This window comes from Leptolyngbya sp. CCY15150 (assembly GCF_016888135.1).
GTDB lineage: Bacteria > Cyanobacteriota > Cyanobacteriia > RECH01 > RECH01 > RECH01.
Genome location: NZ_JACSWB010000174.1, coordinates 293250 through 306246, shown reverse-complemented (window position 1 = coordinate 306246; position 12997 = coordinate 293250). Strand labels below are relative to the sequence as shown.

General features: G+C 54.7%; 11 protein-coding genes. 7 read left to right on the top strand and 4 right to left on the bottom strand.

The window, feature by feature from the left end; all coding sequences use genetic code 11:
* Positions 1-28 precede the first annotated feature (28 nt).
* Both JUJ53_RS13225 and JUJ53_RS13220 read left to right on the top strand, forming a co-directional pair.
* Positions 29-1411, top strand: a complete 1383-nt coding sequence (locus JUJ53_RS13225) for a DUF4335 domain-containing protein (protein WP_204152491.1) — start codon at positions 29-31, stop codon at positions 1409-1411.
* 268 nt (positions 1412-1679) lie between these two features.
* The gene (locus JUJ53_RS13220) at positions 1680-3539 is read left to right on the top strand and encodes a GGDEF domain-containing response regulator (RefSeq protein WP_204152490.1); all 1860 of its coding nucleotides are present in this window, start codon (positions 1680-1682) and stop codon (positions 3537-3539) included.
* Positions 3540-3774: 235 nt separating this feature from the next.
* Here the strand turns inward: JUJ53_RS13220 and rpmA are convergent, their stop codons facing one another.
* A complete protein-coding gene (gene rpmA / locus JUJ53_RS13215) occupies positions 3775-4041 on the bottom strand; it encodes a 50S ribosomal protein L27 (protein ID WP_204152489.1) in 267 nt (88 codons plus the stop codon).
* 97 nt (positions 4042-4138) lie between these two features.
* Positions 4139-4543 (bottom strand): 50S ribosomal protein L21, encoded by a 405-nt coding sequence (gene rplU / locus JUJ53_RS13210; RefSeq protein ID WP_204152488.1) that lies wholly within the window; start codon positions 4541-4543, stop codon positions 4139-4141.
* Between the two features lie 208 nt (positions 4544-4751).
* On the opposite strand from rplU, the gene JUJ53_RS13205 reads away from it, so the two are divergent.
* Positions 4752-5723: an o-succinylbenzoate synthase gene (locus JUJ53_RS13205; RefSeq protein WP_204152487.1), complete on the top strand. Its 972-nt coding sequence runs from the start codon at positions 4752-4754 to the stop codon at positions 5721-5723.
* Positions 5693-7120, top strand: a complete 1428-nt coding sequence (locus JUJ53_RS13200) for an AMP-binding protein (RefSeq protein ID WP_204152486.1) — start codon at positions 5693-5695, stop codon at positions 7118-7120. The genes JUJ53_RS13205 and JUJ53_RS13200 overlap by 31 nt, the downstream gene beginning before the upstream one ends.
* Here the strand turns inward: JUJ53_RS13200 and JUJ53_RS13195 are convergent.
* Positions 7110-7871, bottom strand: a complete 762-nt coding sequence (locus JUJ53_RS13195) for a MinD/ParA family protein (RefSeq protein WP_204152485.1) — start codon at positions 7869-7871, stop codon at positions 7110-7112. The two genes, JUJ53_RS13200 and JUJ53_RS13195, sit on opposite strands and share 11 nt — an antisense overlap.
* A 255-nt stretch (positions 7872-8126) precedes the next feature.
* On the opposite strand from JUJ53_RS13195, the gene JUJ53_RS13190 reads away from it, so the two are divergent.
* Complete coding sequence (locus tag JUJ53_RS13190) at positions 8127-8993, top strand: 6-carboxytetrahydropterin synthase (RefSeq protein ID WP_204152484.1); 867 nt, start codon at positions 8127-8129, stop codon at positions 8991-8993.
* A gap of 66 nt (positions 8994-9059) precedes the next feature.
* Here the strand turns inward: JUJ53_RS13190 and glmM are convergent, their stop codons facing one another.
* Positions 9060-10502 carry a phosphoglucosamine mutase gene (gene glmM, locus JUJ53_RS13185; protein WP_204152483.1) on the bottom strand — a complete coding sequence of 481 codons (1443 nt, stop codon included), beginning with the start codon at positions 10500-10502 and terminating at the stop codon, positions 9060-9062.
* An 863-nt stretch (positions 10503-11365) separates the two neighbouring features.
* On the opposite strand from glmM, the gene JUJ53_RS13180 reads away from it, so the two are divergent.
* Both JUJ53_RS13180 and JUJ53_RS13175 read left to right on the top strand, forming a co-directional pair.
* Positions 11366-11740 (top strand): LapA family protein, encoded by a 375-nt coding sequence (locus tag JUJ53_RS13180; RefSeq protein WP_204152482.1) that lies wholly within the window; start codon positions 11366-11368, stop codon positions 11738-11740.
* 35 nt (positions 11741-11775) lie between these two features.
* A complete protein-coding gene (locus JUJ53_RS13175; protein WP_204152481.1) occupies positions 11776-12654 on the top strand; it encodes a segregation/condensation protein A in 879 nt (292 codons plus the stop codon).
* Positions 12655-12997: the final 343 nt, after the last annotated feature.

The following is a 12997-nucleotide window of genomic DNA, read 5'->3' as shown; positions in this document are numbered from 1 at the left end:
CTCCGTTTACTTCTTCTGCCCAATCGCCATGCCTTCAGTGCTCCGCCGATATACTCCACCCACCTGCACCCTGGAAATTATGGCCCAAGGGTCTGCGCTGTCCCGATGGACCGATCGCCAGGTGCTCAAACAGGTCAAATTTCGTCTACATTTTGACGATCCGCGTATTCCCAAGGATAAGCAGCAGAGCATCAGTGGCGATCGCCAACAGCTTGAGGCGCTCTGCCAAGTGGTGACGGACTATGTGCAGACGATGCTGTATACACCGCCATCCCTCTCTCCCCGTCCTCTGTTGTTGCTGGACGCTCCGCCATTGGCAAGGCAAGCCCCGGCACCGTTGACGGATATAGCGATTACGCCCCAAGGGTTGCTCTACCATCAGCTATCGTTGGGGCATTTGGCGACCCCAGAATCGGGGCCGACCATTGCTCTGAGTGTGACCCAACTGGCAGATTTATCGACGGCGTTAGATGCATATCAGGCGGATGCTGTGGCGATCCCGACCCTAGCTCAGCCCAAGGGCCTGGGCGTTATCCAAGGGTGGTGGCAAGTGGCGGCGATCGCTGTTTTTGTGATGGGAACTACGGTGTCTGCCGTGCAGTTTTTGCCATCGCAGATGTCGATGGAAACAGTGAGTGAATCGGATGCGGCCTCCCGTGGTGATGAGATCGAGAGCAGCGCCAGCGCCCCCGCCAGCCAGCGCCCCAACCAGCGCCCCAACCGTCGCCAGCGGGCCGAGGATGAGGCTAATGAATCTGCCGATCCTTTACCAGATGATCTCCTAGCCGACGATCCCGGTCTAGATCTGCCTCCTGCTGGTGCTCCCCGTCGGGGCGAAGGGCGATCGCGCCAGGGGAGGCAAGTACCGCCTACGCCATCCCCTAGAGATTTATCTAGAGAGTCTCCTAGATCGCCCACTGATCTGCCCCAAGAGCCAGCGATCGCCAGCGAATCTGCCCCCTCTACCTTGACTGTTCCTAATGCGGGGCAACGTGAGATGTCGCCATCAGCAGAGTCGTCAGGGCAAGCAGAGCAGGCAGATATCATCGAACCCTTTGAGCTTGACGACTTTAGTCCAGAAGAACGAGGTACGCCCCGCGCGCCGATCGCCCCCGGTACGGCCTTTGATCGGCTCCCTCAAGTGTCAGAAGTTCGCGACTATTTTCAACAAACCTGGACACCGCCGTCAGACTTAACCCAGTCCTTGGAATATCGACTATCGATTGACAGCAGCGGCGTGCTACAGTCGGTCACTCCCCTGGGGCAACCCTCGCGCGATTATCTGGACAGCACGGCCATGCCCAGCAGCGATCAGCCCTTTGTTTCGCCGACCCCTGGCCAATCGCTGCAAATCCGTTTGCTTCTCAGTCCCGCAGGAACCGTGCAAACATTTTTAGAAAGCGACAATTAAACTAACGCTCCACGGACGAGGAAACTCGTTATAAACCCTGTCCTCACCCAAACAAGCGCGGCTGTTTTGGGTATCCTAGGTTACAGGGTTCATTTGTGTGGGAACATTCCATCCACTCAGCCCATCCCCCGAAAAACCGTAGACCGATCACCCCATCCCCCCGAAAAAAACGTAGACCGATTCTGAACGCTGCCAGTTCTTCTTACCATTCATATCGCTTGGTTATGGCTCTCGCCCAATGAGCGTTGCACATTTGCCGCCTATCCCTATGCCTGATCGTCACTTTATCCAGTCGTTTGATCACGTCTCCATTGATATTTTGATTGTGGACGACAAACCCAACAATCTACGTCTCCTATCCACTCTTTTAGAACGCGAAGGCTATAGCGTTCGCAAGGCCCTTGATGGAGAAATGGCGATCACTGCAATCAATACCCTTTCCCCCGATCTAGTTTTGCTAGACATTATGATGCCTGGTCTGGATGGGTATGAAGTATGCAAGCGGTTGAAGGATAATCCTCATACCACTGAAATTCCAATTATTTTTCTCACGGCTCTCAACGAAGCCTTTGATAAGGTCAAGGCATTTGATGTAGGTGGTTCTGACTACATTACTAAACCGTTTCAAATTGAAGAAGTCTTGATCCGCATCCGTAACCAGGTGATGCTCAAGCTATCGGAGGAGCGGATGCGCCACCTCAATGCGGAGTTAGAGGAACGGGTGATTGAGCGCACCCAACAGCTTCAGTCTGCCAATCAGCAGCTCCTAGACATGGCGCTCCACGATATGCTCACAGGGCTGCCTAATCGAGCCCTTTTCATGCAAGAGCTGCAAGGAGCCCTGGATGCTCACCATCAAGGCAATGAAACCTTTGCCGTTTTGTTTCTAGACTGCGATCGCTTCAAAATCGTCAACGATTCCCTCGGTCATTGCTTTGGCGATGCGGTGTTGATCCACATCAGCCAGCGACTGCGCTCCAACCTAGAGCCGACCGACCTCCTAGCACGACTGGGCGGTGACGAATTTGCCGTTCTCTTACCCAATATTCTCCATAGCGATCAAGCGATCGCTCGCACTGAGGCTTTGCTCCAAACCTTTAGCCATCCCTTTCAAATTGAAGGACGGGAAATCTTTTTAGATGCCAGTGTTGGCATTGTGGTGGGAAATAAAACATACTCCAAACCCGAGTACATTCTGCGCGATGCCGATAATGCTATGTATCGGGCTAAGGCTTCAAAAAATCATCGATATCATGTCTTCGATGCATCCATGCATCAGGAGGCCCTGCAGCGTCTACAGCTCGAAGTGGATCTACGGCGAGCTATTGAACAAGGAGGGCTCACCCTATACTACCAACCCATCGTATGTCTGAAAACGGGGCGAATTGTGGCCGTGGAGGCCTTAGTGCGGTGGTTCCATGAAGCCCATGGCATGATTTCCCCTGTTGACTTCATTCCGGTTGCCGAAGAAACAGGATTGATCCATCCCCTGGGCAATTGGGTGTTGTTGGAAGGGTGCCGACAGTTGCGGCAGTGGCAAGTCAATCAGCAGGTTGATGAAAGCTTTAGCATGAGCATCAATTTGTCGGTGCAACAGTTCCATGATCCCCATTTGATTGACCACATCGACCAGATTTTACAGGCAACCCAAGTCCGTCCTCAAAACTTAGACTTAGAAATTACTGAAAGCGTAATTATGGAAGGGCTGATGCCCACCATGAATATGCTGCACCAAATCAAAGCGCGGCAAATTCTCCTCAGCCTCGACGATTTTGGCACGGGCTTTTCGTCCCTCAGCTATTTACATGCCTTTCCGTTTGATTTGCTCAAGATTGATAAATCCTTCATTCAGCGGTTGGATCACACCTCTAGTGAATCCGTGAATCTAGTGCCGGCCATCATGGCGATCGCCCAAACCTTGAAGATTCAGGTGATTGCAGAAGGGATTGAATCCTTGCCCCAGCTTCGGGATCTCCAGCGGCTGAACTGTGCTCGTGGTCAAGGCTTCCTCTTTGCAAAACCTATGCCACCGGAGTCACTGCAACCGCTGCTTGGTGTCTCATTGTTCAACCAACCCTTGAGCCTGGACTATTCATCCACAGAAGTCCGGTCATCGCGACCTACGTGAAGTTACAGCCATCGTTCCCTGAGTTTCGTTCCCTGATCTCTGGTTCCCTGAGCGAAGTTGAAGGGAACCAGAGCTAGATGCTAGATACGACTTCGCTCAGATCAGCATCGCCCCTGGGATGGTGTTGATCCTGGACTGCTTGCGCCGCCTACGAGATCCCATGAAAAAACGGAGCCCCTAGCAGGACTCCGTTTTCATGGATATCAATGACCGATCGTTAGATAACGAAAGCGATCTAAGCTTCAGCCATAGCTGGGTAAACGCTGACCCGCTTACGGCTTCGTCCTTTACGTTCGAAGGTTACAACCCCATCAACGAGGGCAAACAGCGTGTCATCACTGCCGCGGCCCACATTAACACCAGGATGCACCTTGGTGCCTCGTTGGCGGATCAAAATGTTGCCAGCCCGAACCACTTGCCCACCGAAGCGCTTAACGCCGAGTCGCTGAGCATTAGAGTCCCGACCGTTCCGAGTACTACCTGTTCCTTTCTTATGAGCCATAGCTCTCTCTCAACTCCATGCACGTATTCACAACAACGCTGACGCTAAGTTTGTTCAGCATTCTATTTTAGCCTAACGAACCTTGGACGTCGTTGGACTAATCTGCAACCACCGCGTCCTGCGGTTCATCTGCTCCATCTACATCCGCAGGAGCCGCTGCTGCTTCTGTTCCAGCTAGCACGGTGCCATTGAGATTGATCGAGTTGATCATCAAGCGGGTTAATTCTTGACGGTGTCCTTGCTTTTTCCGCGTTTTCTTCTTCGGACGCATCTTGTAGACGATGATTTTGCGTCCGCGCAAATGGCGGAGAACGGTTGCTTCTACCGTAGCACCGGCAACGGTGGGCTGCCCAACGGAAATGTCTCCATCGTTGTCGATGTAGAGCACTTGGTCGAGGGTGACGCTACCGTCATCTTCCACGTCGAAGCGATTGAGGTCATAAAACCGCCCTGGCTCAACTCGTAGTTGAGTGCCGCCAGCTTCAATAATTGCGTATGCCATGGGATTCTCCGTAGGATGCCGTACAGGTCACTGGTCGATAGATCGGCGATCGCAACCAGTTGTTGACAGGGCCGCACCTGATCCGAGCATGATAAATAGTTAGCAATTTATCATGACAGATGGGTTGAAGCTATGTCAAGGCTGGATCGCGATCGCTTGGTAGGTAAACCCTGGCAGATCAAGGCGGCGAGATCAGGAAGGAGGGACAGTGGACTGCTATCGGCTGGAGGTGCGCATCTATCAACGGCCCTTTCGAATGCCTTTGCAGACGAGTCATGGACGTTGGCAGGTGCGGGATGGCTTAATCGTGCGGCTGGAGAACAGGGCGGGGCAGGTGGGATTTGGGGAAATTGCGCCTCTGTCTTGGTTGGGTAGTGAGTCGTTGGAAAGGGCGATCGCGTTTTGTCGGCGCTGCTTGCCGATGGTGACGGCGGAGCAGATCATGCAAATCCCCGATACGCTGCCAGCCACTCAGTTTGGCCTGGGCATGGCGCTAGAGCGGCTGGGCCATGGGGCGCGATCCCCGATCACCTGGAACTGTAGTCACCTGCTGCCCACGGGAGTTGCGGCCCTGCAGGTTCCCCTCGTGCCGGGCGGTACCTACAAGTGGAAGATTGGGGTGCAATCCCGGCAGCAGGAACAGCAATGGCTACAGGAACGGTTGCAGGATTGGCCCCTAGGCGCAAAACTACGGCTGGACGCGAATGGTGGCTTGGATCAGGCGGCGGCGATCGCTTGGTTGCAGGTCTGCGATCGCCTCAATCAGTCCACCCCGGTGATTGAATTTTTGGAACAGCCCCTGCCAGCGGATCAGGTGCCGCAGATGCAGCAGTTGGGCGATCGCTACACCACGCCCATTGCCCTCGATGAGTCGCTGGCTACCATGCATCATGTGCGGCATTGGCATCAGCAAGGCTGGCGGGGGATTGGAGTCGTCAAGCCAGCGATCGCCGGTTTTCCCCAAACGATTCGCCAGGTTTGCACCGACGTAGGGCTGGATGTTGTATGGTCGTCTGTGTTTGAAACACCCATGACCCAGCGATTTATTGCCCAGCATCTTGCCCCCGTGGCGGGCGATCGCGCCGTAGGCTTTGGGATTAACCATTGGTTTGTCGATGCAGGGTGTCACGGATTGGAGGATGAGGATCTATGGGCAACGCTCCCACCCCTAAGGACGTAGAGCAGCAATGCCGAGGGCGATCGTGGTTGCTGGGCGATCGCGCCTCGGATCTGCAGATCCAGTTTCAGCAGGTCTTAGATGCTCGCCACGCTGACGTTCAGCCATGGATCCAGGCAGGAGTGCTGCCCACGGTGGCGATCGCAGACGATAACCCCGCCGCCTATCTGGCTAGTTTTCTAGCGGCTTGCCAGGCAGGTTGTCCGGTGGTGTTGGGTAATCCCAAGTGGGCGATCGCGGAATGGCAGACGGTGCTGGACGTCGCGCAACCCACGCATGTTTGGGGATCACCGCCACCCTTAGCGTTGCCTACCACGGCATCTCCCCTGCCCCCTGGCTGGATTTTGATTCCCACTGGCGGAACCTCAGGACAGTTGCGGTTTGCCATCCACACCTGGGCAACGCTCATGGCCGCCGCCGTGGGGTTTCAGCAGCATTTCCACTGCCAGTCCGTCAAAAGCTGTTGCCTACTGCCGCTCTACCATGTCAGTGGTCTGATGCAGGCGATGCGAGTCTGGCAATCCCAGGGACAGCTAGCGATCGCCACCCTGCCCGACCTGATGGAGCATGGGCCCCAAGGGTTTGATCCCCAACAGTTTTTTATCTCCCTGGTACCAACCCAGCTCCAGCGCCTGTTAGATTCACCCTCGTCTGCCCCGTGGCTATCCCAGTTTCGTGCTGTTTTACTGGGCGGTGCGCCAGCCTGGCCGACCTTGCTGGATGATGCCCAGCGCCGCCAGATTCCCATTGCCCTGACCTACGGCATGACGGAAACCGCTGCCCAGGTTGCCACCCTATCGCCTCACCGTTTTTTGCAGGGCGATCGCAGTTGTGGCCCGGCCCTGCCCCACAGCGCGATCGCCATCGTCGATGATCAAGGGCAGCCTCTCCCTAGGAACCAGCCTGGGCGCGTGGTGTTGCATAGCTCATCCCAGTGCCTTGGCTATCTACCGGCATCGCCGGATCGGGAGGCGATCGCCGGACAGCCCTTGCTCACCGAGGATCTTGGCTATCTAACCTCCGCCGGTGATCTCCACCTAGTGGGACGCAGGAGCCATACCCTGATTACGGGGGGCGAAAATGTTGCTCCAGAGGAGATAGAAGCTGCTATTCGGTCTACTGGACTCGTGGCGGATATTGGTGTCGTCGGTCTGCCCGATCGCCAGTGGGGAGAGGCAGTGACGGCGGTCTATGTGCCCGCTGCAGAGACCCCCGCCACGGATCAGATGCTGGCCCAGATGGCGATCGCCCTCCGCCCGCATCTCAGTCGCTTTAAGCATCCTAAATATTGGATTCCCGTGGATCACTTGCCCCGCACTGCTCAAGAAAAGCTGCAGCGCGCGGATTTAAAAGCGATCGCTCATCAGTGGATGACCCAACATGCCACACCTAAGCCATAAGGTGGTCAGCAATATTGCGCAGCACTTGGGTAAAGCTGTGGTCTGGATATTTCACCGAAAAGAGCCCGCTACTGGCCAACACCATCATTTCATCGGAATGGGGTAAAACGCCCGCCACGGTTGCACCATAGGTTTGCTCTACCCGACGCTTTAGTTCGTCAAAGTCAAACACCATGGGAGCCTTGTTGACGACCATCAACAAGCTGGGCACCTCTAGCTTACGGGCCACATCCACCGTAACGGCAGTCCCTTGGTAGTCTTGGGAATCTGGCCGGAGGATGAGCAACAGCACATCAGAAATGGTGATGGACAGCAGGGTTTCTTCGTTGAGACCCGGATGGGTATCGATAAAGAGATAGTCCAGCTCCAGATTTTCAATCAGGTCTTGAAAGCCTTCATTGAGTAAGCCGACATCATACCCTTCCCGCAGCACTCGGGCAATTTCCCCTGCCTTGACGCTGGCGGGGATCAAATAAATTTTGCTGTTGGGCTTGGCACTCTCACCGATCGCGTAGGTGACATCGTAGGCGACTTCAGCAATGGAACAACGCCCCCAGAGGTAATCATTGAGCGATCGATCAATTTTTTGATCATCAAACCCAAACAACACATGAATGCCAGGTGACTGAATGTCCGTGTCTACAATCCCAACGCGTTTCCCTTCGGCGGCCACTAATGCTGCTAAGTTTGCGGTGGAGTTTGACTTGCCGGTTCCACCCCGATAGGAGTGGATCGAAATCACTCTAGACATGAACATCCTCGAATAACAACAATAGGGCTGGCGTCTGCGCAAAGTCTCGACCTTCCCCAATAGTATATGGGTTGTCTAGGCTCCAGAGGTAGCCTAATCACCAGCGATCGCCCTAGCTGAAGGTGAAGATCTGGATGCAATCTCCAGGACGTTTGAATTGAAACGATTGAAGAGGCGATCGGGTCATCTATCAGATAATTCGGTATTCTGAAAGAAGCTACTTTACGGAACTTCACAAGTCCGCCCCTTAAGCCTATGAAATGCATCATCAATCGTCGAGCCCAGTTCTCGGCGAGTCATCGATATTGGTTGCCAGAGCTAAGCGATGCGGAGAATGCCGAACGTTTTGGTCGCTGTGCTGACGCTCCAGGCCATGGTCACAACTACGTCCTCTACGTTTCGATGGAGGGAGACCTTGACCGATACGGCATGGTGCTGAACCTATCGGATGTGAAGCATGTCATTAAGCGAGAGGTGACCAGCCAACTCGACTTTTCGTCCCTCAACCAAGCTTGGCCAGAATTTAGCCAAAGCCTACCCACAACCGAGAATCTAGCGCGGGTGATCTGGCAGCGTCTTGCTCCTCACCTGCCGCTGGTACGCATTCAGCTTTTCGAACATCCTGAACTTTGGGCAGAATACCACGGACAATCTATGAACGCACATCTAACCCTGAGCACCCATTTCAGCGCCGCCCACCGGTTGGCCTTGCCCCATCTGTCTCTAGAGGAAAATTTAGAGATCTACGGTAAATGTGCCCGAGTTCATGGTCACGGACATAACTATCACCTAGAAGTGACGATCGCGGGTGAGATGGATGAACGCACGGGCATGATTGCCGATCTCGGTGCCTTTCAACAGATCGTCGAGGATTATGTAACGGAACCCCTGGATCACACGTTCCTCAACTACGACATTCCCTACTTTAAGGAGATTGTGCCCACGGCTGAACAGATTGCTGTGTATATTCGCCAGGTGCTAGAAGCCCCGATCCGCGATATTGGCGCAACGCTCTATAAAGTGCGGTTGATTGAGAGTCCAAACAATTCTTGTGAGGTCTACGGCTCTGCTGTGGAATCGGGATATCCCGCAGCTCAAGCGCAAGTTCCGGCTTTGGTGTAAGGCTGAAACACGTTGGCAATCCCCCTCAATCCAAAACTTGAGGGGGCGTCGATACAGGCGGCTCCATTAGCAGGCAGCGTATTGCTCAACTACGGAGACCAACGTGTTCGTCCAGTAGTGGGTGAGCTCTTCGCTGGCCGCCTCGACCATGACCCGAATCAACGGTTCGGTACCCGAGGCCCGCACGAGCACGCGGCCCTGATCTACCATGGCGGCTTCGGCTTGGGCGATCGCTTCCTGGAGCATCTCAGAGGTGTGCCACTGCAGACGGCGATCGCGATCTTCAACGCGCACATTTTTCAGCAGTTGAGGATAGGTTTGGAAGCTTTGATCCATCCATTCAGCCAAGGATAGACCCGATTGCTGCACCAATGCCGCCAAGTGCAGCGCCGTGAGCAGACCATCTCCGGAGACGCCGTAGTGGGGACAGAGGATGTGGCCCGACTGTTCACCGCCCAGCATGGCCCCTTGGCGCACCATTTCCGCATGGACATGCTGATCGCCAACGGCCGTCCGAATCAACTGGCCGCCCTGCTGCAGCCAAGCGTGCTCAAAGCCTAGGTTCGCCATCACGGTGGAGATAATCAGGTTTTGAGGGAGCTGGTTTTGTTGACGCAGCAGTTGTCCCCAGAAATACAGAATATAGTCGCCATCAACGACGCGACCCTGGCGATCGACCGCCAGCACCCGATCGGCATCGCCATCGAAGGCAAACCCTAGATCGGCTTGATGCTCTTGCACGGCTGCTCGCAGGGGCCCTAGGTGGGTTGATCCACAGTTGACATTAATGCGATCGCCGTCGGGACGATTGTGCAGGCAGATCACCTCAGCGCCCAGTTGGCGGAACACCTGCGGGGCAACCTCTGCTGCTGCGCCCCAAGCCAGATCTAACACGACCCGCAACCCCGAAAAACTCACCCGCGATCGCAGGGGAGCCTGGAGCGACTCGGCATATTGACTGACCAACTCAGGACGGTGGTAATGCTGCCCCCATCCCGTTGCCGCTGAAGGGCCATCTTGCCCACCTCGCAGACCGGCCTCAATCTGACGCTGGAGATCAGGCGATAGCTTACTGCCCCCGGCTCCAAAAAACTTAATGCCGTTATCTCCCGGCGGGTTATGGCTCGCGGAAATCATCACGCCGCCAACAGCATCCAAGGCATGGGTGAGATAGGCCACCGTGGGCGTAGGACAGAGGCCCAGGTTCCACACCTCCAGCCCTGCCGCCGTTAGCCCTGCGGACAGCGCCATGGCCAACATGGGGCCAGAATTGCGAGAATCTTGCCCAATCAGCACTGGGCCCACCGAGGGAGACGAGGCTTGCAGCACCTGTCCCGCCCAGAACCCGACCTTGAGCGCTAGGGGAGCCGTTAAGACATCTCCCACCCGCCCACGAATACCATCGGTACCAAATAACTGAGTCTCAGGCAGGGCGATCGCTTGCCATTCTGCCGATCCCGCTTGGGGGGGCTCATGCCCTGCACCATTGATTACAGCCGATACAACCATTGCTACACACTCCACACATCACACCATTAAGACTGAGGGATTCTAGGCTACAGACTCCTGCCCATCAGAGATCATTGATGTCAGAGACCATCTTCAGAGACCATCTAGAGATCATTGATAGATGACAAGCGTCATACCTAGAGACGTATCGCATGTACCAACCTCCAGACCTGTTTTATCCCTCACTCAGCCTGGCTTGCCGCTCAACGCGGGTACACCCCTTGCATGGGTATCTAACCACCTGCAAGGCAACCTACGTTGATGAGCTATTCACAGTGGAGCATAGCACCTCTGGCAAAAACTCTGACAAGATTTGTGACAATTTTGGAAACTAGAATTGTCAGATGCCTAGAGGTCTGCATTCTGGAAGCGTGAGGCATCATGCTGGAGGACATTTGTGCCAGTATCTGGGCGAGTGTCCAGGCAAGTGTCCAGGCAAGTGTCCAGGCAAGTGTCCAGGCAAGTGTGCCATTTTACAAACTGTCATCCTAGCTAGCGCTCCCTATGAGGATGGTGTATGATAAGTACAGTGTGAGGAGTAACGAAGCGAAAGCAAAAGTTCTCGGGGTCGAAACACGGAAAGACTCCCGAGAACTTTTCTGTTTAAAGGCTTTTTGGACTACCGAGATGATGACGTATGAATCATCGCCAGGTGGTCTTTGTTTAATCCGTAGCTCCATTGACCCACACCATGTCAAGAGCGATCGGCCGAGAGGTCTCCAGTAAGACTGATCGATATCCAGTCAGGGTGAACTTGGTCTAACTTTGAGCGATCGCCGTCATTCTCGGCCATAACCTGTTAGACTTTTGGCGGCATAGTACATACTGCAGCTACGCCACACCGCTGCCTAAAGGAGAAGCCCATGCGTCAGATTAACTCCGTACTCATTTTTGTGCTGGGTTTGGGCTTGATGTTGTTTAGTATTCAAAATACGGACATCGTTGCCATTCACGTCATGCAGGGAATTGAGTTTCGGGCTCCCCTAGCCATTGAGCTGCTGGTGGCCATGGGAGCTGGGGCGATGATGGCCTGGGTCTTTAGTGTTTGGTCACGGCTGCAAAGCCTAGTCGCTAACCGTCAAACCATTAAACAGCGAGATACCCAAATCAAGCAGCTTGAAAAGGATTTAGAGCAGTACAAGCTGCAGTTGGAGAATCAACCGTTGCAGCTACCGGCCTCACCCCCAAGTGGCGACCAAGAGGATGACACTACCGATCCTGCTGCCCAAAGCGCTTAGCCTGGAATCTACCGTGCCCTATCTATCGTGAGCCTATGGCCCGTTCCATTGCCCATAACGCGATCGCCCTTTTGATTGAAATGGCGGAGCAAGGAGAACTCGATCCCTGGGATGTGCAGGTGATTGATGTGATCGATCGCGTCTTGCTGCAAATTCGCTCCTTGGAAACGCCTGTGGTGGAGGGGCGTGCGCCCTATGAGGCAGATTTATCGGAATCGGGGCAGGCCTTGCTCTATGCAGCCATGCTGGTGCTGCTCAAGGCCGATAGCCTGGCCCGGCTTAGTGCCACTGAGGATACCTCGGATGACCTAGAGGCAGAGTCTGAATGTGCTAGCGATCTAGATCAGCCGCCTCTGCCCAGCCGCCTAGAAAAGCAACTGCGCCGCCGGGCATCGGTCAACCCACCGCAGCAGCGACGGGTGACGCTCCAGGAACTGATCGCCCAGCTTGAGGTGATGGCCAAGACCATGAACGAACCCCGGTCTCGGCGGGGGCGATCGCGTCGGCCCAGACCCCAGTCCCACAGCAAGGCGGTGAAGACCATCGCCCAGCTTGCCCACCACGAAAATCTTTCGGAAATTGCCGCTGCTCTCGAACAATTTTTGACGGACTTTTGGCCCCAGCTCAGTGCAGATGACGAATGGATCGAATTTGAACGCCTACTAGACTATTGGATGGATCCGCCTGGCCACGGGCTCTCTGAGTTTGTTAAGCCTGATTCCGGTAGTGAAGCTCACTCCGAACAGGGCGATCGCGTCGGCGTCTTTTGGGCCTTGCTCTACCTATCGTCTCAGTCGAAGGTGGAATTAGCCCAAGAACAGTTCTACCAAGATTTGCATTTGCGCAGTTTAGACGCCCAAGCTCTGGCCGCCAGTGAACTGTCTGAACTGTCTGCTGTTGTATTACCAGATTAAGGGGGCATTCTGCGCAGGGCTTGGGGGCTAGCGTTGCAATCGGCACCTAGCCCGCAACCACCAACAGTCCTGTGATGATCACCACCAAATACGACCATAACAACCTGCTAAACTAGACAGCGAGCATAGATTGTTAAGATTCGTTGAAGTTTTGTCGAATGAGAAGTTACGCCTTTGCATTTGGCAAAAGTCTCTCAGCAATGTTTTCAGGCAACTGCTCTATGGCAAGCCACTGCTTGTGATGCTCCTACAGATCGTTTGAACTGTGGTGGAACGCTGCTCATTGCAATGGAAGTGTGTCAGGTTGAGGGTTGTTTCTCGGGTGGAGGCGTTAGTTAGTGGC